19 protein-coding genes are annotated in these 24,127 nt (G+C 31.1%); 18 read left to right on the top strand and 1 reads right to left on the bottom strand.

Features of this window, described 5'->3' with window-relative positions; genetic code table 11:
* Positions 1–98: 98 nt before the first annotated feature.
* The 18 genes from KQI18_RS05505 to KQI18_RS05420 all read left to right on the top strand — a co-directional run bounded on the left by KQI18_RS05505 (position 99) and on the right by KQI18_RS05420 (position 23,044).
* A complete protein-coding gene (locus KQI18_RS05505) occupies positions 99–1,595 on the top strand; it encodes a 4Fe-4S dicluster domain-containing protein (protein ID WP_216466688.1) in 1,497 nt (498 codons plus the stop codon).
* Positions 1,596–1,994: 399 nt separating this feature from the next.
* Positions 1,995–2,699, top strand: coding sequence for an ABC transporter ATP-binding protein (locus KQI18_RS05500; protein WP_216466687.1), 705 nt, complete (start codon positions 1,995–1,997; stop codon positions 2,697–2,699).
* 1 nt (position 2,700) lies between these two features.
* A complete protein-coding gene (locus KQI18_RS05495) occupies positions 2,701–5,949 on the top strand; it encodes an FtsX-like permease family protein (protein ID WP_216466686.1) in 3,249 nt (1,082 codons plus the stop codon).
* Positions 5,950–6,022: 73 nt separating this feature from the next.
* Complete coding sequence (locus tag KQI18_RS05490) at positions 6,023–6,223, top strand: hypothetical protein (RefSeq protein WP_216466685.1); 201 nt, start codon at positions 6,023–6,025, stop codon at positions 6,221–6,223.
* 255 nt (positions 6,224–6,478) lie between these two features.
* Positions 6,479–7,987 (top strand): DUF1846 domain-containing protein, encoded by a 1,509-nt coding sequence (locus KQI18_RS05485; RefSeq protein WP_216466684.1) that lies wholly within the window; start codon positions 6,479–6,481, stop codon positions 7,985–7,987.
* A gap of 327 nt (positions 7,988–8,314) precedes the next feature.
* Positions 8,315–9,451, top strand: coding sequence for an ABC transporter ATP-binding protein (locus tag KQI18_RS05480; protein WP_216466683.1), 1,137 nt, complete (start codon positions 8,315–8,317; stop codon positions 9,449–9,451).
* The gene (locus tag KQI18_RS05475; RefSeq protein WP_216466682.1) at positions 9,444–10,994 is read left to right on the top strand and encodes a glycine betaine ABC transporter substrate-binding protein; all 1,551 of its coding nucleotides are present in this window, start codon (positions 9,444–9,446) and stop codon (positions 10,992–10,994) included. Before KQI18_RS05480 ends, KQI18_RS05475 begins: the two co-directional genes overlap by 8 nt.
* Before the next feature lie 224 nt (positions 10,995–11,218).
* On the top strand, positions 11,219–12,091 hold the full coding sequence (locus tag KQI18_RS05470; protein WP_216466681.1) for a cation diffusion facilitator family transporter: 873 nt from the start codon (positions 11,219–11,221) through the stop codon (positions 12,089–12,091).
* A 160-nt stretch (positions 12,092–12,251) separates the two neighbouring features.
* Entirely contained in the window at positions 12,252–13,610 is a 1,359-nt protein-coding gene (locus KQI18_RS05465) for an MATE family efflux transporter (protein WP_216466680.1), read from the top strand.
* 91 nt (positions 13,611–13,701) lie between these two features.
* Complete coding sequence (locus tag KQI18_RS05460; protein ID WP_216466679.1) at positions 13,702–14,934, top strand: 30S ribosomal protein S1; 1,233 nt, start codon at positions 13,702–13,704, stop codon at positions 14,932–14,934.
* Positions 14,935–15,114: 180 nt separating this feature from the next.
* Entirely contained in the window at positions 15,115–15,834 is a 720-nt protein-coding gene (locus KQI18_RS05455; RefSeq protein ID WP_216466678.1) for a phosphatase, read from the top strand.
* Between the two features lie 32 nt (positions 15,835–15,866).
* Positions 15,867–16,334, top strand: coding sequence for a hypothetical protein (locus tag KQI18_RS05450; RefSeq protein ID WP_216466677.1), 468 nt, complete (start codon positions 15,867–15,869; stop codon positions 16,332–16,334).
* A gap of 18 nt (positions 16,335–16,352) precedes the next feature.
* Positions 16,353–16,856 carry a PaaI family thioesterase gene (locus KQI18_RS05445; protein WP_216466676.1) on the top strand — a complete coding sequence of 168 codons (504 nt, stop codon included), beginning with the start codon at positions 16,353–16,355 and terminating at the stop codon, positions 16,854–16,856.
* Positions 16,857–17,207: 351 nt separating this feature from the next.
* Entirely contained in the window at positions 17,208–19,121 is a 1,914-nt protein-coding gene (locus KQI18_RS05440) for a YgiQ family radical SAM protein (RefSeq protein ID WP_216466675.1), read from the top strand.
* A 54-nt stretch (positions 19,122–19,175) separates the two neighbouring features.
* A complete protein-coding gene (locus tag KQI18_RS05435; RefSeq protein WP_216466674.1) occupies positions 19,176–20,204 on the top strand; it encodes an ABC transporter substrate-binding protein in 1,029 nt (342 codons plus the stop codon).
* A gap of 210 nt (positions 20,205–20,414) precedes the next feature.
* On the top strand, positions 20,415–21,254 hold the full coding sequence (locus KQI18_RS05430; RefSeq protein WP_216466673.1) for a fumarate hydratase: 840 nt from the start codon (positions 20,415–20,417) through the stop codon (positions 21,252–21,254).
* A gap of 9 nt (positions 21,255–21,263) precedes the next feature.
* Complete coding sequence (locus tag KQI18_RS05425; protein ID WP_216466672.1) at positions 21,264–21,812, top strand: Fe-S-containing hydro-lyase; 549 nt, start codon at positions 21,264–21,266, stop codon at positions 21,810–21,812.
* Between the two features lie 50 nt (positions 21,813–21,862).
* Complete coding sequence (locus KQI18_RS05420; RefSeq protein WP_216466671.1) at positions 21,863–23,044, top strand: NAD(P)-dependent malic enzyme; 1,182 nt, start codon at positions 21,863–21,865, stop codon at positions 23,042–23,044.
* Between the two features lie 130 nt (positions 23,045–23,174).
* On the opposite strand, the gene KQI18_RS05415 is transcribed toward KQI18_RS05420, so the two are convergent.
* A complete protein-coding gene (locus tag KQI18_RS05415) occupies positions 23,175–24,017 on the bottom strand; it encodes a S1 RNA-binding domain-containing protein (RefSeq protein WP_216466670.1) in 843 nt (280 codons plus the stop codon).
* Between the last annotated feature and the right edge of the window lie 110 nt (positions 24,018–24,127).

Genomic DNA, 24,127 nt, shown 5'->3' with positions numbered 1-24,127 from the left:
AATTAAATTTAAAACTTATCTACAATTTTAGTTTTCTTGTGATATAATAATTCTGGATTGATAAAAATGACAAAAAAATTTAACAGGGGGTGGCGTTGATGTTTCAATTTGAAACTCAGATTCATAAACTAAGACATCAGGTTTTGACTGCAGTTGCTAAGCTTGGAAAGGACGATAATTTAACAAAAGAAGCAATAGAGAAGATACCTCATGAAATAATACCAGGAGATAAAGCTATATATAGATGTTGTGTATACAAGGAAAGAGCTGTCCTTTTAGAAAGAGCTGAGAGAATAGCTGGTGTCAAAGATAGTGGAGAAATACCGAACCTTGATACAGAAGAAATAAAAGAAGGCGAACAAATAATATATATATTAGAATCAGCATGTGATAGATGTCCAATAAATGAGTTTACCGTTACAGATTTATGTAGAGGATGTCTTGCACATAGATGTAAGGAGGCATGTAAGTTTGGCGCAATAACATATGTCAATGGAATGGCTTATATAAATCACGATTTATGTAAAGCTTGTGGTATGTGTAAAAAAGCATGTCAATACGATGCTATATCTGAAGTTGTTAGACCTTGTAAAACTGTATGCCCTACTTCAGCCCTAGGTTTTGATAGAGATAATATGAAAGCTGAGATAAATGAAAAAATGTGTGTAAATTGTGGTGCTTGTATGGTAGCCTGTCCATTTGGAGCTATTTCAGATAAGAGTCTTATAGCATCAGTAGCAAAAAAACTAGTTGAAGAAAAAAATATGTATGCTGTTGTTGCACCAGCCATAACCGGACAAGTTGATCCTAATATTACTTATGGTCAAATAAGAAGTGCAATCAAAAAATTAGGTTTCGTAGATATGATAGAGGCTGCATGTGGAGCAGATGCTGTAACTGCACATGAAAGTGAAGAATTCGCTGAAAGAATAAGTAATGGTGATCAATATATGATGAACTCTTGTTGTCCAGGATTTTTAGATTATGTAGAGAAATCTTTCCCAAAACAAGTTGATAAAATTTCTCATACAGTTTCACCTATGATAGCAGCGGGTAGATTTATTAAAAAAGAAGATCCGGATGCTAAAGTAGTATTTGTAGGACCTTGTACTGCTAAAAAGAGCGAAGCAGCAAAACCAATGTTAAGAGACGCAGTTGACTATGTTCTAACTTTTGAAGAACTTATGGCTCTGTTTGACGCATTTGATGTGGATATGGCTATGTGCTCAAATGAAGAGGTTGATGAAGCATCTATATTTGGTAGAGGATTCGGTGCTGCAGGTGGTCTTACAAAGGCAATAGAAAACTATGTAACTGAGAAAGGTCTAGATATAAAATTTGATCCTGTTAAAGTTTCTGGAGCAAAAGAAATCAAAAAGACAATGAGTATGGCCAATGTAGGTAAGGTTACAGGAAACTTTATAGAAGGTATGATGTGTGAAGGTGGATGTATTAATGGATCAGGAAAGTTCTTCTCAGGAAGCAGATCTAAAAATACATTTGACAAAAAGAATTCACAAGCATCTAAGAAAAGTGTATTAGCCAATGAAGAGATAAAGAAATTTGAAGATATAAATTTAGATAGATTAAAATAACATTTTTTGTAGTAAATTATATAGAACAATAATGGCAGGAAATAGCAACAACGAAGACATGGCAGGAAATAGCAACAACGAAGACGATCACAGCTTGGAGTAAGGGCTGTAACTTTCGTCTTTATTGTTGTTTTATTTCCTGCCTTTTCCTGTTATATTATTCTACTAATTAACATTTGTAAAGAAATCAAAATATAGAAAAAATCATATAGAATACAATTATTACATAATAATTAAATGAAAACTACATTTAAAAGAATGGTATTGATAAAATAAAGTTAAAGATATCTTTATCAAATTTGCTTATGTTTATTGCATTGAATTATCGTTAAGGTTGATATATAATGTAGTTCAAGATATTTAACACATTAAATAATTTACTAGGAATAGAGGTATAAAATGAGTGGATACATTGAATTTAAAAATGTTGAAAAGACATATCAAATGGGGGAAGTAGACATAAAAGCACTCAGTGGGGTAAATCTATCAGTTGAAAAAGGGGAGTTTGTAGTTGTAGCTGGAGCGAGTGGTGCTGGGAAGAGTACGATACTAAATATTTTAGGTGGAATGGATAGACCCACAAAAGGTCAGATAATAGTTGATGGCAACCGTATAGATTCATGCACTGATAAAGAGCTTATTACATATAGAAGATATGATATAGGTTTTGTATTTCAATTTTATAATTTAGTACAAAATTTAACTGCTAGGGAAAACGTAGAGCTAGCTACTCAAATATGTAAAGATCCGCTAGATATAGATAAGATAATTATGGCTGTAGGATTAGAGGAAAGAAAGAATAATTTTCCTGCACAGATGTCTGGTGGGGAGCAACAAAGAGTAGCGATAGCTAGAGCATTAGCAAAGAATCCAAAGCTTTTACTATGTGATGAACCCACAGGAGCACTTGATTATAATACGGGAAAATCTATTTTAAAGCTGCTTCAAGATACATCTAGGGATATGGGGATGACTGTAATAATAATTACTCATAACTTAGCACTTACTCCAATGGGTGACAAAGTAGTTAAAGTTAAAAATGGTAAAATTGAAAGTGTAGAGATAAATGAAAATCCTACTCCTGTAGAAAGGATAGAGTGGTAAAATGAAAAATGTTTTAACTAAAGACATTTTAAGAGACATCAAAGGGTCGCTAGGTAGGTTTTTATCTATATTATTTATAGTAGCATTAGGTGTCGCATTTTTCTCTGGTATTAAAATATCTCCTATAGTAATGAAGAATACGACTGACAGTTATTATGATAAATACAATCTTATGGATATAAGGCTTTTATCAACTCTTGGATTAACAGATTCGGATGTTGATGAAATAGAGAAAATAAAAAATGTTGATGGAGTTTTTCCTACGTATTCTATAGATGTAGTATCAAATTATAAAGATCAAGAAAAGGTTTTCAGAGTTCACGGCTTGCCAGTATCTAATGAAAATAATAAAAATAAGGACTACATCAATAGAGTTAAAGTTGTAAAGGGAAGACTTCCCGAAAAATCTGGAGAATGTGTAGTTGAGGGGCTTGGTATAGAGAACTTCGATATTCCAGTAGGAAGTAAATTAAAACTAGGATCTGGAAAAGATGAAAAACTAGTTGAAAGTATGAAAAGCACTGAATACACTGTTGTAGGACAGGTTCAGACTCCATACTATACTACTCATGAAAATGAGGAGAGTAGCATAGGAAGCGGAACGGTTTCTGGATTTATAATGGTGCCCCAAAGTGACTTCGACATGGAAGCTTACACAGATATATTCCTGACTGTAAAGGGTGCTAAAGAGAAAAATTCATATAAGGATGATTATTTTGATTTAGTAGATGAAGTTTCGGATGAATTAGATTCGATATCAGGAGCAAGAATAGATGCTAGGTACAATGATGTAAAAAAAGAAGCAAATGATAAATTAGTGGACGGTAAAAAGGAATTTGAAGACAAGAAAAAAGAAGTAGAACAGAAGTTATCAGATGCAGAAAAAAAATTAAAAGATTCAAAACGAAAATTAAAAGATGGAACTCAACAATTAAAATCTAAAAAAATAGAAGTAGAAAATCAAATAAAAAATGGTAAAGCGGAAATTATTAAAGGCGAAAAAAAACTTGAAGCTGGATACAGTAAATATGAGCAAGCTAAAAGCCAGTTTGATGTTAATAAGGGTAAAATAGAGAGTAAAATTACGGCTGGCAAAGAAAAATTAAATGAAGTAAAATCTGGAATAGATAAAATAAGCTCAACAATTTCACAGCTAGAAAACCAGCTAAATAATGAAAATTTAACCGAAGATCAAAAAAATACGATACTTTCTCAGATTTCCAGTCTTAAAAAGGAATTAACCATTGTTACTTCAGAGTACGAGAAAGGTAAACAAGAATTGAATGAAAGTGTAACACAATATGAAAATGCTAAATCTCAGTTATCTAGTTCAAAAATAAATTTAGATCTTAATAAGGAAAAATTAGAATCAGCCAAGTCAAAGATTAAATCTATGGAACAAAAGTCTAAGGTCGAGTTTGAAAAAGCAGAAAATGAGATGAAAATCGCTAAAAATAAGATTGAAAGTGGCTGGTCTGAGCTAGAAGAAGCGAAAAATAAGGCTAATGATGAGCTTGTAAAAGCAGAAAATAAATTAAAAGATGCTGAAGATGAAGTGGCAAAGCTTAAAAAGCCTGAGTGGTATATATTAGATAGAAATAGTTTAAGTTCATATGTACAATATTCTCAAGCAGCTGAAAACATAGATGCACTTGCGTCAATATTCCCTGTATTCTTCTTTTCTGTAGCTGCTTTAGTTTCACTTACAACTATGACTAGAATGGTTGATGAGCAAAGAATAAATATAGGTACTTTAAAGGCCCTAGGATACAGTCAAGGTAAGATAGCGCAAAAGTATATTGTATATGCTCTAAGCGCAAGTTTTATGGGTAGCATTTTAGGGATAGCGGTTGGATACACAGTTTTTCCAATAATAATTTACAATGCTTATAGGATGATGTTTATTGTTCCACCTGCAGTACTAGAATTCAATATACCAATAGCTTTAGGAGTTACTGTGGTTTCTGTACTAATAACTTCGCTTGCTGCGTACTTTAGTTGCAGAAAAGAGCTCAAAGAGACTCCTTCAGTTCTTATGAGACCAAAAGCTCCTAAAAATGGTAAGAGAATAATGCTAGAGAATATTCCATTTATATGGAACAAAATTAGTTTTATTGGAAAAGTTACAATCAGAAATTTAATTAGATATAAGAAGAGATTTTTGATGACAGTACTAGGAATTGCAGGATGCTCTGCTCTTATACTGACTGGATTTGGTATAAAGGACTCTATAAAAATGATTGTGGATAGACAATTTGGTGCAATTTACAAGTACGATATGATGGTAACGCTAGACAGCAATTCTAAGTATAGCGAAATCAAAAAAGCAGATGAATATATATCAGAAGATAAAAGAATATCAGATTATCAGTTTGCCAATCTACAAAATGGTGATATTAAAAGTGTAAAAGATAAAAATAAAATTTCAATATATATCCCTGATGATTCTGAACATATGAAAAAATTCATAGTTTTAAAGGAAAGAGAATCACAAAAACCAGTTAAAATAGAGAAAAAAGGTGTAGTTCTTACAGAAAAAGTAGCGAATAACCTTGGAGTCAAGGCTGGTGACAAAGTAGAATTAACAAATGATAAAGATAAAAAGGCTGAGGTATTGATCACAGGTGTAGTTGAAAACTATGTTTCACATTATGCTTATATGTCAAAAGATTATTATAAAGAGGTATTTGGTAGAAATATAAATTTCAATAGAGTATTAGGAAATGTAAAAGATATTTCTAAAGAAAATGAATCCTCTATTTCAAAAGATTTAATTACAGATTTAAAAGTAAAAGGAGTAAGTTTTACTACAGGAATCAAAGATAACTTTGGAGATACTGTAAATAATCTTAATTATGTAGTTTTAATAATGATACTTTCTGCAGGAGCTCTTGCATTCGTAGTCTTATATAATCTAACGAATGTTAATATTTCTGAGAGAATTAGAGAAATAGCTACTATTAAGGTATTAGGTTTTTATGATAACGAAGTATCTGCGTATATATACAGAGAGAACATATTGCTAACAGTAGTAGGTACATTTGTAGGATTAGGTTTAGGAAAAGTGCTGCATAGATTTATTATGGTTACACTTGAAGTAGATAATCTAATGTTTGGAAGAGTTATAAGTTTTAAGAGTTATATGTTGTCAATAGTTATAACATTACTGTTAGGTTTAATAGTTAACTTTGCAATGTATTTTAAGCTAAAAAAAGTTAAAATGGTAGAATCTTTAAAGTCAATTGATTAACATTTTAACAGCTACCAACATAGTATAGTTTAGGAGTTAAAACTCCAATTAAAATCAACTAGGAGGTAGCATTATGTTAGATAGATTCTTTGGCGGCGGATGTGGAAATGATTTCTTTGGCGGATGTGGATGGTGGATAATAATTTTATTCTTCCTATTCTTAGCATTCCAAGACTGTTGGGAAGATATAGAAATATGTGATTGGATACCATTCTTGATATTACTACTAATAGTTATATCTTGTGGACAGTGCGAAGATGAATGTGGATGCTAATAGTTAGTTAGAAAAATACTTACACGTAAGAAATATTTTGGAAATCAGAATAATATAAGTACTTGGAAGGTAGTATATTACTACCTTCTTTTTTGTGTGCAAATAAAAAGCATTTTTTAGACACAAAACAATCTTGAAAAATAGATTCTATAAATGTATAATTTAAAGTTGAGTTAAAAAATTTAAATTAAATGTGAAATGATATTTCATGTAACAAAAATATAAAAAAACAATTTATTTTAGTGAGGTGTTGAGATGAAAATAGGATTTGACCATGAGAAATATTTACGAGAGCAGTCTAAATATATACTTGAGAGAGTAAATAATTTTGACAAACTCTACTTAGAGTTTGGAGGTAAGCTTACTATGGACCTTCATGCAAAGAGAGTTTTACCTGGATTTGATGAAAATGCTAAGATAAAAGTTTTACAACACATGAAAGAAAAAGTTGAAGTTGTTGTATGTGTTTACGCAGGGGATATTGAGAGAAATAAAATAAGAGGCGATTTTGGTATAACTTATGACATGGAAGTTTTAAGATTAATTGACGATTTAAAGGGTTATGAGTTAGATGTTACAAGCGTTGTTATAACAAGATATGATGGACAACCAGCAACTACAGTATTTATCAATAAGCTTGAAAACAGAGGTATAAAAGTTTATAAACACTATGCAACAAAAGGTTATCCATCTGATGTAGATATTATAGTTAGTGAATCGGGTTTTGGAGCAAATGATTATATTGAAACTACTAAACCTATAGTTGTAGTAACTGCACCAGGTCCCAATAGTGGAAAACTTGGTACATGTCTTAGCCAATTATATCATGAAAGCAAGAGAGGTAATGCAGTTGGATATTCAAAATTTGAAACATTCCCAGTTTGGAACGTACCACTAAAACACCCACTTAATATCGCTTATGAGGCGGCTACAGTTGATTTGAAAGATGTAAATATGATCGACTCATTCCATCTTGAAGAATACGGAGAAATGGCTGTAAACTATAATAGAGACCTAGAATTATTCCCTGTACTTAAAAAAATAATAGAAAAGATAACAGGAGAAGAATCAATTTTCCAATCTCCTACAGATATGGGTGTAAACCGTGTAGGATATGGTATAATAGATGATGAAGTAGTAAGAAAAGCTTCTATAGAAGAAATAATAAGACGTTACTTTAAAACTGCGTGTGAATGTAAAAAAGGACAAGTAGATATAGGTGCTCTAGACAGAATGAAGATAATTATGGAGGAACTTAATCTTAAACCTGAGGATAGAACAGTTGTTGCTCCAGCTAGAGAATACAGCACAAAGCTAAAAGAACACGCACTAAAGAATGATACTTGCCCAGTTGTAGCTTTAGAGCTTGAAGATGGAAAAATAATTACAGGGAAGTCATCAGACTTAATGAATGGTACGGCAGCAGCAGTACTAAATGCAATTAAGTATTTAGGAGATATATCAGATGATATGCATTTAATATCACCAGTAATACTTGAGCCGATTATCAACTTAAAGTCAAATGCTCTTTCAAGTAAAAGTGCATCATTAAGTTGTCAAGAGATACTAATGGCACTAAGTATATGTGCTGTTACGAATCCTACTGCACAATTTGCTATGGAAAAATTGGATCAATTAAAAGGTTGCCAAGCTCATTCAACAACAATTTTAAGCCTAGATGATGAACAAACTTTTAGAAAGTTAGGTATAGATGTTACTAGTGATCCGGAATATCAATCACAAAACCTTTACTACAATAGCTAGTCATTATTATAAAATAGAATTTCATTATATATAATAACACCTGTGGATGTGACGAAATTTAAAGTTGCAACCATAGGTGTTTTTTATACATAAATAATGAAAGTATCGATTATAATACTGATAAATAATAAAAATAATGCAGGGAAAAAAGAAGAAAATCTGTAAAAAATCTAATGAAAATCTAGGTGATTTTAACTATTTAGTATTAGATAAAACAATTATGTAACCTTACAGTTTGTTTACAGGATTTATTTCTTGTGTTATAATTTTAATGAAGCAACTTATGAACAAAATATAAGTTGCTTGTACAATAAGGAGATGAATTATATGATAGAGATAAAAAATGTTACAAAAAAGATTGGTAATAAGACGATTTTAAAAGATATTTCCCTATCAATTGACACAGGTATGTTAGTTGTCCTTATAGGTTCGAGTGGTTGTGGAAAAACAACAACATTAAAACTCATAAATAAACTTATAAAACCTACATCAGGAGAAATATATATTGATGATAAACCAATTTCAAAACAAAATGAAATAGAGCTTAGGAGAAACATTGGTTATGTTATACAAAATACAGGTTTGTTCCCACATTTAACTATAAAAGAAAACATTGAGCTTATTCCTAGATTGAAAAAGGAAAAATCAATTGAAGAAATAGTGCAAACTACTAAAGATCTACTAAAGATGGTCGATCTAGACAGCGAAGAATACTTAAATAAATACCCTTCAGAACTAAGCGGTGGTCAGCAGCAGAGAATAGGTGTTGTTAGAGCAATAGCTACAGATGCAGATATAATACTTATGGACGAGCCATTTAGCGCACTAGACCCTATAACGAGAACAACACTTCAGGACGAATTGTTTACTCTTCAAGAAGAGCTTAAGAAAACAATAATATTTGTAACTCACGACATGGATGAAGCATTAAAAATAGCAGATAAAATTTGTATAATGAAGGATGGTCAGATTGCACAATATGACACTCCAGAAAATATACTTAGAAATCCGGCAAACGACTTTGTAAAAGATTTCATAGGAGAAAATAGACTTTGGGATAACCCAGAGTATATAAAAGCAAGAGATATAATGATCAAAAATCCAATTTCTGTTAAAGGAAACAGAAGGGTTACACAAGGTATAGAGATAATGAGAACAAGTAAAGTTGATAGTTTACTTATTGTAGATAAAGAAGATCATTTAAAAGGAATAGTAACTGTAAAAGATATAAAAGCAACTTTAGATAAGACGGAGACTTTAAAAGATATAATGTCAATAGACCCACTTTGTGTAAATGAGGGCGACAGTTTGGTTGAGATACTAGAAGTTATGAACAAAAACTCAGTAGGATACATTCCAGTTGTATCATCAGAAGGTATATTGGTTGGTCTTATTACTAGAAGTAGTTTACTTTCTGTCTTAAGTGAACAATTCCTTGAGATGGAGGTGAGTATACTTGGATAGTTTCTTAAATTTCGTAGTTCAACAAAAAGGAAAAATAATAGATTTGTTAGTACAACATGTTAGCTTAACAGCAACAGCAATAGTAATAGCCATATTAGTAGGTGTTCCACTTGGAATACTGATTTCGAGAACACCAAGACTCAGAAAAATTATATTAGGATTTGTAAATTTAGTACAAGCAGTTCCTTCTATGGCACTTCTTGGATTGCTAGTTCCAATACTAGGTATAGGAAGTAAACCCGCTATATTTACAGTTGTAATTTATTCATTACTTCCAATAGTTAAGAACACTTACATTGGTATAACGAGTATAGACCCAGTAGTCTTAGAATCAGCAAAAGGAATGGGACTTACAAGGAATCAAACCTTATTTAAAATACAATTTCCGTTAGCGCTTCCAATAATAATGGGAGGGGTTAGGATATCAGCAGTAACGGCAGTAGGACTTATGACACTTGCCGCATTTATAGGAGCTGGAGGTCTTGGATACCTAGTATTCTCTGGTGTTCAAACAGTAAACAACAATATGATACTTGCAGGAGCAATACCTTCATGTATACTAGCTCTTTTTGTAGATTACATATTCTCACAAATTGAGATTGCAGTTACACCAAAGGGACTTGACTTAAAAAGAGGTAAGAAGAATTTTATAGGATTAAAAGTAGTAAGTGCAATACTTATTGTTACAATAATATTTACAGCAGTAGTACCTGCATTTACAGGAAAAAAAGATACAATAACAGTAGGATCTAAAAATTATACTGAGCAATTAGTTCTTGGTAATATGTACGCAGACCTAATAGAAGAGCATACAGACTTAAATGTAGAAAGAAAATTAAACCTGGGTGGAGCATCAGTAACATTTAACGCTTTAGATAGCGGTGAACTTGACATGTATGTAGACTATACAGGTGTACTTTTATTAAATGTAATGAAACACGACATGGTAAGAGATCCAGACAAAGCTTATGATACAGTAAAATCAACGATGGAAAAGGATCATAAACTTACGCTATTAGATCCTATAGGATTTAACAATACATGGACATTGGCAATGAAACCAGAGCTAGCAGACAAATACGGTATAAATACAATGTCTGATTTGAGTAATTACAGTAAAGATTTAATACTATCTTGTACACTTGAATTTGAAAATAGAGAGGATGCATATGTAGGATTATCAAAACTGTATAACATGAAATTTAAAGATGTAAAAGCAGTAGATGGAAGTCTTAGATATTCTGCAGTAAATCAAGATGAAGCTCAAGTTATAGATGCAAACTCAACAGAAGGTTTAGTTAAGAAATATAATCTAAAGATACTAGAGGATGATAAAGGATTCTTCCCTCCATACTATGCAGCTCCAATAGTTAGAGAAGATACTTTAGAAAAATATCCAGAGCTTAAAAAGGTTTTAAATATGTTATCTGATAAAATAGATGATAAAACAATGATGGATCTAAACTATCAGGTAGATGAGGAAGGTAAATCACCAGAAGATGTAGCACATGACTTCCTAGTAAAAGAAGGATTAATTAAGTAAACAAATAATTTGAATAAATATATATAAAAAGGATGCGACATTATAATGTCGCATCCTTTTTATTTATATTTAACTAGAAAAATTTATATAGATAAATGATCAATAAAAAACAAACGTAAGACTCCTCTCATATTAAATATAAAACCAGTAACCATTGGTGAATTAGTGAATATATTAAAGTATAAACACAAATCCGTCTAAATTTAAAGCGAGGGGGAAATAAAATGTTATCAGATAATTACAAAAAAGTTAATCAAGTTCTTGCAATAATATTATTTGCAAACTTAACTGTGGCAATATTAAAAATATGTATAGGAAACTCTATTAAAAGTGCAAGTATGACTGCAGATGGATTTCACTCTCTCTCTGATGGAACTTCTAATATAATTGGACTTATAGCTGTATTTTTTGCCTCTAGACCTAAAGATGAAAATCATCCATATGGACATAAGAAGATTGAAGCAATTGCTAGCTTAATTATAGGTTTGATGCTATTATTTATAGGTATTAAAATTATATTTACTGCATTTTACAACTTGCAAAATCCGGTAGAACTATCTATAAGTACCTTGAGTTTAGTAATTATGATATTAACACTTACTGTAAATATATTTGTATCTGCATACGAGTTCAAAGTGGGTAAAGAGTTAAATAGCCAGATTTTGATTTCAGATTCTGTACATACGAGAAGTGATATATTTATTTCTATAGGTGTTTTATTTACTCTTTTGGGCGTTAGACTTGGTTTACCAGGAATAATAGATCCAATAGTATCACTTGGGGTATCAGTATTCATTATAAATTCTTCCTATGAAGTTCTCAAACCCTCTATCGGTATTTTGATAGATGGAGCAGCCGTTGATAAAAGTAAAATAAAGGAGCTTGTATTTGAATTCAATGAGGTTAAAGATGTTCACAATATAAGAAGCAGGGGGAGTAAAAACGATCTACATATAGATATGCATATAATGGTAGATCCATTTATAAGTGTGGAAGATTCACATAAATTAGCGCACAGAATAGAAGAAGAAATAAAGACGGAGATAAATAAAAATACTCAGGTAATAGTTCATATTGAACCATTTTATAAACTATAGGTATTATATAAATTTTATTTTTATGTATGAAGTAGAAGATTATTATATAGATCTTCTACTTTTTTATTTGTTAAATATAGAAAATTTACTCTTAATTTGTTATAGTGAAAGAGCATAAAATATACTAATTTAGTAGAAAAAACTTACATGGAGGGGTTATATGAATAGTAAAGGTTCAAATTTAGGAGAAGAAAAAATATCAAGACTTCTCTTTAAATTGGCAACTCCGGCAATAATCGCGCAGCTAGTAAATGTGTTATACAATATTGTTGACAGGATATTTATAGGAAGAATGGAGAACGGTGGTATAGCTATGGCTGGAGTAGGTGTTTCGTTTCCTATAATTCTCATAATATCCGCGTTTAGTGCCCTTGTTGGAATGGGTGGTGGTCCGCTTGCTGCTATCAAAATGGGTGAAAAAGATAATGACGGGGCAGAAAAGATCATAAGCAATAGTTTTTCGATACTCATTATTGTCTCTGTAATATTAATGTTAGTATTCCAAATCAATAAAGAAAATTTACTATGGTTATTTGGAGCTAGCGAATCGACAATAGCGTATGCGAGCGATTATCTTGGTATATATCTATGGGGAACTTTATTTGTACTTGTATCTATGGGGATGAATCCTTTTATAAATACTCAAGGTTTTGCAACAACAGGGATGATTACAGTAGTTATTGGAGCAATTATTAATATTATATTAGATCCTATATTTATTTTTGGGTTAGGAATGGGAGTAAAAGGAGCAGCATTAGCTACTATTATAGCTCAAGGAGTATCAGCGCTATGGGTACTTCTATTTTTGTTTGGAAAGAAAAGTATAATAAAAATTAGAACAAAATACCTTAGACCTAACAAAACTGTAGTAATTGGAGTTTTGGCGTTAGGGGTATCTCCATTTATTATGCAGGCAACAGAGAGTCTGGTTTTAGTGTCTTTAAATAGTAGACTTCAACTTTATGGTGGAGATTTAGCAGTTGGGGCTATGACAATAATGAGTAGTATAATGCAAATAGTTATGTTGCCAATTGTAGGACTTATGCAGGGAGCACAACCTATTATGAGCTATAACTATGGAGCTAAAAATTTTGATAGAGTAAAGTCTACATTTAAACTATCTATTTTGCTTTGTTTTTCATTTGCGTTTATAATGTGGTTGACATTAATGTTATTTCCAGAAGTATATGTTAGTATATTTAATAATGACAAAGAGCTTTTAAGTATGACCAGCTGGAGTATGAGAATTTATTTTGCAGGTATTATGACTATAGGGGTCCAAATATCGTGTCAACAGACATTTTTAGCTCTAGGAAAATCAAAAATATCTTTTTTATTAGCTATATTAAGAAAAATCGTACTTTTAGTTCCACTTATATTTATACTACCTTTATTAATAGAAAACAAATTATTTGCAGTATTTTTAGCTGAGCCTATAGCAGACATAACAGCTGCTGTGGTTACATTTACATGTTTTATGATATTTTATAAAAAAACATTATCAAATATTGATGAATAATATAATTTGATATAAGAAATTTATATGTATTTCATATATTAATGGTATAATGTTTACATATGCTTATTAAATTAGAGAAAGGATGTAGAGTATGGATCAAGAACTTACAATGGAAGAGTTACTTGCACAGCAAGAGCAAGAACTAGATAAAGTAAAAGTGGGAGAAATAATCACTGGAAAAATTAACAACGTTACAAATGAAGTTGTTCAATTAGATTTAGGTAATGGTTTTGATGGAATTATATCATTAGATGAATTAAATATAAAAAAAGGAACATATCCAAATGAAGTATATAGTGTTGGAGATGAAATGAGTGCAGTAATAACAAAAGTGTCACAAAAAGATGGGACAATAAAACTTTCAAAGTTACAAGCTGATAAAAAAGCTGACTTAGTTCACTTACAGAAAGCTTATGATGAACACAGAATAATTACAGTAAATGTTGAAAAAAATATTGATAAGGGAGTATTTGCTACGTTTAAATCATACACTTTATTTATTCCAATATCACAATTAGATACAAAATTTATAACAGATACATCTAAATATGTAGGAACAAATTTAGAAGTTTATATAAAAGAATTAGATCTTAAAAAGAATAGACTAGTTGCTTCTCACAGAGATGTATTACAAGAGAGACTCGACAAAGAGAAAGAAGATAGAAAAATTAGAATAAAAACGGAAAGAGAAGCTGAAAAAGCCAGAATTAAACAAGCTAAAGAAGATTTATTCAATTCTCTTGAAGTTGGCCAAAAGAAAGATGGTAAAGTTACAAAGATAATGTCTTATGGAGCATTTATTGACATAGGTGGATTAGAAGGTTTAGCGCATATTAAAAATCTATCATGGACTAGAGTAGATGCAGTTGAAGATGTTCTATCAGAAGGTCAGGATGTTGAAGTATTTGTTTTAGATGTTGATAAAGAAACTAAAAGGATAGCGTTAGCATTAAAAGATATAAACAACGATCCTTGGGATCTTATAGCTAAAGAAATTAGCGTTGGAGATATAATTGACGTTAAAGTATTAAGAATAATAGAAAATGCTGCATTTGTTCAAGTTTCTGAAGGCGTAGATGCATATCTACCTATATCTGAACTTAGCGATGACAGAATAGCTAAAGTTAGTAATGTTGTAAATGTAGGGGATGAAATAAAAGTAAAAGTTCTAGAATTTAAACCAAAAAATAAGAGAATGTTAGTATCTATAAAAGAAGCCAACAGAGAGCCTGAAGAAGACATCTCTGAATTTTTAGAGGTAGAGGGTTCTCTAGGAAGTATAGGAGAATTATTCAAGGATAAATTCAAAGACTTAGATATATAGTAAGGCGTTTTTAACGAGGTAAAAATACTTATATTTTTATTTAGATCTAAAGAAATAGCTGTCTCGTTTAGAGACAGCTCATTTTAATTGATGTAGAATAGCTACTACTATTGTATCAATTAAATTAATTTGATAATAATATTATAGTAATGCTATTATTGAAATTTTGAGGAGGAAAAGATGGCAAAATCAATTTTAGACTTGCATTGCCATACTGTTGATAGTGGACATGCTTATAGTACAGTTAAGGAAAATATAGAGATAGCTTCTAAAAAAGGGATTAAGTTTTTAGGAGTCTCTGATCATGCTCCAAATATGCCTGGAAGTGGACACCCATTTTATTTTCAAAATATGTATGTAATACCAAGAGACGTAAATGGTGTTAAGATTCTTAGAGGTATAGAGGCTAATATTATTGACTTTGATGGAGGTATTGACGTAAGTGATGAGATATCTTTAAAAATGGATTATATGATAGCTAGTTTTCATATGCCGTGCATCACTCCAGGAAATATAGAACAAAATACTAATTCGATTTTGAAAGTTATGGAACATGAGAAAGTTAAAATTATAGGACATCCTGATGACAGTCAGTATCCAATTGATTATGAAAAAATAGTTATAAATGCTAAAGAAAAAAATATATTACTAGAAGTAAATAACTCTTCTTTGAACCCGAACTCTTATAGACGATGTGCTAAAGAAAATGGAGCTAAGATGCTTAAACTTTGTAAAGAATATGGAGTAAGGATAATACTGGGTAGTGATGCTCATATTTGCTATTCTGTTGGAGATTTTTCAAATGCATTAGAATTATTAAAAGAAGTGGATTTTCCAGATGAACTAGTTATAAATTATAATGAAGATGAGATTATTGAATTCTTCAGAGTGGATTTTTAGAAATACAATTATAATATTGGGAGTGAATATTTTTGGGTAAGAATAAGTTTTTACATATAAAGCATTCAGATAGAGGATACTTTAGAAAAGCTACAGTTATAAGCATGGTAACTTCGGTGGCTTTACTTGGTTTAGCCTTTGTAGCATATAACTTTAACAAAATAATGTACTTTGCATTAATTTTACTTGCAGTTTTTGCTTTTAGACAAGGCCGTGAGTTTACAAACAAGCATGATAAAGAAATATATTTATCAATAGATAACTATGCGATAGATATAAATAATAAGTTCATGTTTATGATAGGACAAAAAAGAAATGTAAGAATAAGCTTTTGGGATATTAAAGAAATCAATATAATAGGTAGAAAACTTGAAATAATAACAGATAAAGGTAAATCAAAAATATTTTTAAATGCTATAGATGCTGAGAGTGAAAGTAAGCTTCTACATAAACTTGGTAAAAGGGTTAAGATAAAAATTGACGAAGCAGAAGTTGAATAGCTAAAGGAGGTATTGGGGTTGAAATATAAAGTAACTAAAAAGCAAAATGTTAGTAAATCTTGTATTGTTTGTGGAATAAAAAATAATCTAGGACTTAAAACGGGTTTCTATGAATTAGAAAATGGTGAACTAGTAGCAATTTGTCAGACTAAAGATTGGCATCAAAGTTATCCAGGTAGGCTACATGGAGGTATGACAGCTGCATTGCTAGATGAAACAATTGGAAGAGCAGTGAGTATAAATGACGATCAGATATGGGGTGTAACTGTATCTTTAGAAATTAAGTATAAAAAGCCTGTACCATTGGATGAGACTATTAAAGTTGTTGGTAGAATAACAAAAGAAAACAGAAAATTATTTGAAGGTACAGGAGAGATAATACTTCAAAATGGAGATATAGCTGCTACTGCACATGGAAAGTATATGAAAATGCCAATAGGTCAAATTTCTGAAACAGAGCTTGATGAGGAAGAATGGCTAAGTGTAGAAGACACAGAAAAAGTTGAGTACATAGAGATTTAAAAATTATTTATTATAAAAAGATCACGATTAAATAAGAAATGGCGGATTTTATTTAATCGTGATCTTTTTGTTTAAAAATATATTGAAAAATATTTCATGAATATAAACTTAAAGATTTGAGAAATTTATTATAGAATTCACTATTTTGAGCTAATACAGCGATTGTACAATGTGATAGATATTTTTTTATCAATCGATACCAGATTATATTACAAAGATAAAACTTTGTTTAGCGAGTAAAGTTTGATATACTATGTAATAAGGATTAATTAGAATGGATTTTAATGCAAAAAATTAAATGATAAGAAGTTATAAATATAGAAATGCTTTATATTTCAAGCAGGAGGAACAATGGATAATAAATTTTTACCAATAAGTATTCAAGATATAATTGATAGAGGTTGGAGTGATCTTGATTTCGTTTTAGTAACAGGTGATGCTTACGTAGACCACCATAGCTTCGGTACGGCTATTATATCTAGAGTGCTAGAAAAACATGGATATAAGGTTGGAATTATAGCTCAACCTAATTGGAAGAATGTAGATGATTTTAAAAGGCTTGGTAAGCCTCGTTTAGGTTTTTTAGTTAATAGTGGAAACATGGATTCAATGGTAAATCACTACTCGGTTAGTAAAAAACGTAGACAAAAAGACTTGTATTCTCCAGGTGGAGAAATGGGTCACAGACCTGATTTAGCAACAATAGTTTACTGCAATAAGATTAGAGAAGCGTACGGAGATATTCCTATTATTATTGGAGGAATAGAAGCTAGTCTTAGAAGATTTGCTCATTACGATTACTGGGGAGATAGAGTTAGAAAATCAATGCTTATCGACAGTGGAGCAGATGTTCTAGTATATGGTATGAGTGAGAAACAGATTGTAGAGGTTGCTGATGCTTTAAACGATGGATATGACAGGAAATATATAAGACATATAGATGGAACATGTTATGTGTCAGACAGTTTAGATGAGATCTACGACGATTATATATTGATTCCATCTTATAAAGATGTATGTCAAGATAAAAAAAGATACGCTGAAGCGTTTAAAATACAATATGATGAACAAGATCCTTATAGAGGAAAAGTACTTGTTCAAGAACATTCGGGAAAGTTTTTAGTTCAGAATAAACCTGAAAAACCTTTAAATAGAGAAGAATTAGATGAAGTATATTCACTTCCATACGCAAATACTTACCATCCAACTTATGAAGAACTAGGCGGAATACCTGCTATTCAAGAGGTTAAATTCAGTATAGTAAGTTCGAGAGGATGTTTTGGAAGCTGTTCATTTTGTGCAATAACATTCCATCAAGGTAGAGCAGTACAAAGTAGAAGTGAAGATTCTATAGTTGATGAAGCTATTCAAATAAGTAATCTTCCGGATTTTAAAGGCTATATTCATGATATAGGTGGGCCTACAGCAAATTTTAGAGAGCCTGCTTGTAAAAAACAGATAACAAAAGGTGCTTGTAAGAATAGACAATGTCTATATCCATCTCCATGTAAAAATATGGATGTCGATCATACAGACTACTTAAAAGTATTAAAAAGAGTAAGAAATTTACCAAATATAAAAAAAGTATTTGTTAGATCAGGAATAAGATATGATTACGTTATGGCTGATAAAAGTGATAAATTTTTAAAAGAACTTGTTGAACATCATGTCAGTGGTCAGTTAAAAGTAGCACCTGAACATATTTCTGAAAATGTATTGGATTATATGCAAAAGCCCGCTGGTAAAACTTATTCGAAGTTTAGTAAAAAATTCTTCGAACTGAACGAAAAGTTAGGTAAAAAACAGTTTTTAGTTCCTTATTTGATGTCTAGTCATCCGGGAGCTACATTAGATGATGCTATACAACTAGCTGAATACTTAAGAGATATACATTATCAACCAGAGCAAGTACAGGATTTTTATCCTACACCAGGAACTCTATCTACAACAATGTTTTATACTGGGCTTAACCCTATAACAATGGAAGAAGTATATACTCCAAAAAGCAAGACAGAAAAGGCAATGCAAAGAGCTCTTCTTCAATACAGAGCCCCAAGAAATTATAAATTAGTTCATGCAGCTTTAACTAAAGCCAATAGAGAAGATTTAATCGGTTTTGGACCTAAATGCTTAATTAAACCTCCAAGTTATAAAAGTGGTGAGTTTAGAAATAAAGATAGAAGATTAAATAGCAATAAAGGAAATAAAACTAAGATGAATAAGACGGGTAAAGTGGCTAAGACAGCTAGGAAAAAGAGACAGTAAATATTTTTATTTTGTAAACATATACAATCAAACTTAGATTGAGGGGGAAAAAATTTGAAAAGGGTAATATATCTGCTATTATTAGCTATGCTTATTGTAGTTATAGTGATAGGCTGTAGTAAAAGTGCTGATGAAGAAAAATCGGTCAAAGACAGAACTTCTGTAGTTAGGGAGGTTAAAGTTGCGACATTAGATGGACTGCCAGCCGTTTCAGTTGCAAAACTTTATAATGAAACTCCTAAGATTAAAGAAGGATATGAGACAAAATATATTATCAATGATGATAAAGAGGAACTATTCAACTCTCTACTAGAATCAAATGTCGATATAGCTATTGTTACGCCAGACATGGCTGCGAGGGCATTTAATCAAAATGGTAAATATAAGATTATGGGCACAATTGGAATGAGTCCATACTATTTTGTTTCAAATGAAGAGGGTGTAAATAGTATTTCTGATTTATCAGGTAAAGAAGCAGTTAGCGTTACTTACGGAGACGCTACTGATGATGTCATTCAGCTAGCTTTAGAAGATAATGGAGTAGACTCTGAAGACGTAAATATAAAACAACTAGATATCATGGATTATTATCGATCAGAACAAAATTTAATTTCAGAAATCGAGACAAATAAACCACTAAATGCCTTTATACCGGAGCCTATTCTTACAACATTGCTTGTGAAAAATGCAGATAAAAATATAAGAATTGTAAAAAGTATTAATGATTCGTGGAAAGAGAATTATTCTAATTCAAAAGGTTGTCCACAGTATACTATTGTTGTAAGGGATGATTTTTTAAATACTAATAAGGACTTTGTTAATTCTTTTGTTGGGCAAGTATCTACTAGTACAGATTGGGCAATAAAAAATCCATATGAAACAGAAAAATATGTTCATGAAATGGATGTGTCACCAAAGCTTAGTATAACAAAGGAAACTCTTGAGAGATCGAATTTAAAATACATACCAATCAATAGTATGATAGCGGATTATAATAATTACTATAAAAAAGTGTTTAGTTTATCGAATAAATTAGAGGATGAAAAATTACCAGATGAGTCGATCTATTATTTAGGAAACTAATAAATATAATTTTTTATAGGGTCATTTAGAGTACATATGTATTCTAAATGGCCCTATTTTACTATAAAGTGCTTCAGTGCTTTATGGGAAGAATATAATAAATATACATAAAAGTATCATTGTCTAAAAAGGTTGAGAAATTAGCATAAAAATGATAAAATATAGATATAAATACGAATATTCTATTAGAAATGTAGGAGGTAAGTTCGTTTGAAAAAAATAAGTTCGGAAAAAGTTATCGAAGCTGTGAAACAGCTATGTATTGAAGCAAATCTTTATCTAGGATCAGATGTTATAAATTCATTCGAAGAAAACCTAAAACTAGAGAAAAGTGATGCTGGAAAAAATATACTAGATATATTAATTGAAAATGCTAATATAGCTAAAGAAAACAATATACCAATTTGTCAAGATACTGGTATGGCAGTTTTTTTTGTTGAAGTTGGACAAGAAGTTGTAATTGAAGGAGATACACTTACTGAAGCTATCAATGAAGGTGTAAGGAGAGGGTATACAGACGGATATTTAAGAAAATCAGTAGTAAGTCCAATTGATAGGATTAACACAAGAGATAACACACCTGCAGTAATCCATTATGAAATGGTAAAAGGAGATAAACTAAAGATTGAATTTGCAGCCAAAGGTTTCGGAAGTGAAAATATGAGTAAAATGAAAATGCTAAAGCCATCTGATGGCGTAGATGGGATTAAGAAATTTATATTAGAAACAGTATCAGAGGCTGGCCCAAACCCATGTCCGCCTATGGTTGTTGGAGTAGGTATAGGAGGTACTGTAGATAAGTGTGCTCAAATTGCTAAAAAAGCCTTATTTAGAGAAATAGGAAAAAGAAGTGAAGTTAAAAATATAGAAGAGTTAGAAAATGAATTACTTGAATCTATAAATAAACTTGGAATTGGTCCTCAAGGTTTGGGTGGTACTACAACCGCACTGGATATACATATAGAGACCTTCCCTACACATATTGCAGGACTTCCTGTTGTTGTAAATATCAACTGCCATGCATCTAGACATAAAGAGATTGTATTATAGGAGGGTATTATGATAAATTTAAATATGCCTGTTACGAGGGAAGATATAGAAAAATTAAACTGTGGTGATACAGTTAGCATAACTGGAACACTTTATACTGCAAGGGACGCTGCACATAAAAAATTGATAGAATGCATTAATTCAAATGTAGATCTTCCATTTGATGTGGATGGACAAGGAATATATTATGTTGGCCCGACGCCTGCAAAACCAGGAGAAATAATAGGGGCAGCAGGACCAACTACGAGCTATAGAATGGACGATTTAACAGTGCCTTTACTTAAAAAAGGTCTTAGAGTTATGATAGGTAAAGGAAAGAGAAATCAGACTGTTATTGATGGAATGAAAAATTATGGTGCTGTATACCTAGCTGCTATAGGCGGAGCAGGTGCTTATATATCAAACTCAATAAAAGAGTGTGAAATAATAGCTTATGAAGAGCTTGGAGCAGAAGCAATCAGAAAGATCGAAGTAAAAAATTTACAACTTATAGTAGCGATAGATAGTAGAGGTAATAATATATACGAAATCGGAAGAAAACAATTTGAAATAAATTAATAATTGTTTAAACGATAAAAGAGAAAATAAGTAACTTCAGGAGGATTAGAATGTCTAAAAATTATTCGGAAATGGCACTTAAAATGCATGAAGAAAATGAAGGAAAAGTTGGTTTAGAGTGTAAAGTACCTGTAGATAGTATGGAAGATTTATCTGTAGCATATACTCCAGGTGTAGCTGAACCTTGTGTAAAGATACATGAAAATAAAGACGATGTATATAAATATACATCTAAAGGGAACCTTGTTGCAGTAGTTAGCGATGGTAGTGCAGTACTGGGTCTCGGCGATATAGGTGCAGAGGCATCTATTCCAGTTATGGAAGGTAAATCGATACTATTTAAAAAGTTTGGAGACGTAGATGCATTTCCTATTTGTTTGAGTACAAATGATGTAGATGAAATAGTTCAAACTGTCAAACTGATGGAGCCTGTGTTTGGTGGAATAAATCTTGAAGATATATCTTCTCCAAGATGTTTTGAAATAGAAAATAAATTGAAAGAATGTTTAGACATTCCAGTTTTTCATGACGATCAACACGGTACAGCAATAGTTGTTGCAGCAGCTATTATTAATGCGATAAAGCTAATAGAAAACAAAAATATAGAAGACTTAGAGATAGTTATTAATGGATCTGGTGCTGCAGGAATTGCAATAGCTAAGATATTACTTGGAATGAACGTAAAAAATATTATTTTATGTAATAGAAGTGGGGCTATTGAAGCGGATATGCAGAGACTAAACTGGGCTCAAAGAGAAATGCTTGAAATAACAAATAACAATAATGAAACAGGTTCATTAAAAGATGTTATTAAAGGAAAAGATGTTTTTATTGGTGTATCTGCAGCGAAAGCTTTGACGAAGGAAATGGTAGAAAGCATGGCTGATAATCCGATTATATTAGCAATGGCTAATCCAGTTCCAGAGATAATGCCAGAAGAAGCTAAAGAAGCAGGTGCATTCGTAATGGGTACAGGGCGTTCAGATTTTCCAAATCAAGTAAATAATGTTTTAGCTTTCCCTGGTGTTTTTAGAGGAGCATTGGATGTAAGAGCTAGTGAAATAAACGAAGAGATGAAAATTGCAGCAGCGCACGCAATTGCAAACACAATAACTGATGATGAGATTTCAGTAGACTATATACTTCCCGATATTTTTAATAAATATGTTACTAAAAATGTTATAGAAGCAGTAAAAGAGGCTGCTATAAAAACAGGTGTAAATAGAATATAGGGCATAAAGATGTAATGATCTTTTATAATCTAACCTTCAATAAAGATTGATGATAGATATATCAAATATTAAAGTAAATATAAAGATAAAACCACCTATTATAGGTGGTTTTATACTTTTTACTATAAAATTATTTTAAATAAGTACCGCTTTCATCTTGGGTTATAAGATCCTTTTTCATAAGTACACCAAGAGCGCGTTTAAAATTCTTTTTACTAGAATTGAATAGAATTGATATATCCTTAGGATCTGATTTATCGTTAAATCTCATAAATCCATCTGCGCCTTCTAAATAGTTAACAATCTTCTTTTCAAGATCATTTAACTCATCTTTTCTTTCTTGTCGTGGAGTAAGACCTAATTTTCCATCCTCATAGATTTTTATTATTCTAAGACCTTCTAGTGTATCTCCTTCTTTTAGTTCACTATAATATTCATTGTGAAGTATCACTGCTGCATATTTGTTGTCTACACAGATCATAGCGGAATTGTTAGTCTGGAAACCATATACTATTCCATTTACAGTATCTCCTATTTTGTAAACATGATCAGTAGCTAAATGCAAGTCGATATCAGTAGTGGCAGCTATTCTTTCACTTTTATCTAAATAGATATAAAATAAATATTTTTCATCCCTAAATATTGGATAAGTTTTTTCCTTAAATGGGACAAGTATATCTTTTGTAAGCCCTATATCTACAAAGCTCCCTATATCAGTATTGTCTACTACTTTTAAGTAAGCGACATCTCCTACTTTTGCAATTGGTGGTATTAGAGTAGCTGCAATTCTATCATCAGAGTCTTTAAAGATAAACACGTTGACTTCGTCTCCTATATCAACTTTGTTATCTCCAAGTAATCTATTGTGAAGAAGAATATCATCCTTTGTGTTATTAGTCATTCCATCTAGAAAATAACCAAAATCTGTCTTCCTTTTTACTATAAGTTTATTAAAATTTCCTATTTCTATCAAGTAATTCACCTCTTATATATTATCTTCTTATCTTATAATAACATACAAAATTCAGTAATAATATACAAAAAATAGGTTGATGCCGCAAAATTGCCACATGTTAATTTTAC

Source organism: Metaclostridioides mangenotii, from assembly GCF_018917235.1.
In the GTDB taxonomy this organism is placed as follows: domain Bacteria; phylum Bacillota; class Clostridia; order Peptostreptococcales; family Peptostreptococcaceae; genus Metaclostridioides.
Note: the sequence above shows the minus strand (reverse complement) of the source record. Positions and strands in the feature narration are given on the sequence as shown.

Coding starts and splice junctions, on each gene's coding strand:
- KQI18_RS05505 (WP_216466688.1), top strand. CDS start 99: ATGTTTCAATTTGAAACTCAGATTCATAAACTAAGACATCAGGTTTTG.
- KQI18_RS05500 (WP_216466687.1), top strand. CDS start 1,995: ATGAGTGGATACATTGAATTTAAAAATGTTGAAAAGACATATCAAATG.
- KQI18_RS05495 (WP_216466686.1), top strand. CDS start 2,701: ATGAAAAATGTTTTAACTAAAGACATTTTAAGAGACATCAAAGGGTCG.
- KQI18_RS05490 (WP_216466685.1), top strand. CDS start 6,023: ATGTTAGATAGATTCTTTGGCGGCGGATGTGGAAATGATTTCTTTGGC.
- KQI18_RS05485 (WP_216466684.1), top strand. CDS start 6,479: ATGAAAATAGGATTTGACCATGAGAAATATTTACGAGAGCAGTCTAAA.
- KQI18_RS05480 (WP_216466683.1), top strand. CDS start 8,315: ATGATAGAGATAAAAAATGTTACAAAAAAGATTGGTAATAAGACGATT.
- KQI18_RS05470 (WP_216466681.1), top strand. CDS start 11,219: ATGTTATCAGATAATTACAAAAAAGTTAATCAAGTTCTTGCAATAATA.
- KQI18_RS05465 (WP_216466680.1), top strand. CDS start 12,252: ATGAATAGTAAAGGTTCAAATTTAGGAGAAGAAAAAATATCAAGACTT.
- KQI18_RS05460 (WP_216466679.1), top strand. CDS start 13,702: ATGGATCAAGAACTTACAATGGAAGAGTTACTTGCACAGCAAGAGCAA.
- KQI18_RS05455 (WP_216466678.1), top strand. CDS start 15,115: ATGGCAAAATCAATTTTAGACTTGCATTGCCATACTGTTGATAGTGGA.
- KQI18_RS05440 (WP_216466675.1), top strand. CDS start 17,208: ATGGATAATAAATTTTTACCAATAAGTATTCAAGATATAATTGATAGA.
- KQI18_RS05425 (WP_216466672.1), top strand. CDS start 21,264: ATGATAAATTTAAATATGCCTGTTACGAGGGAAGATATAGAAAAATTA.
- KQI18_RS05420 (WP_216466671.1), top strand. CDS start 21,863: ATGTCTAAAAATTATTCGGAAATGGCACTTAAAATGCATGAAGAAAAT.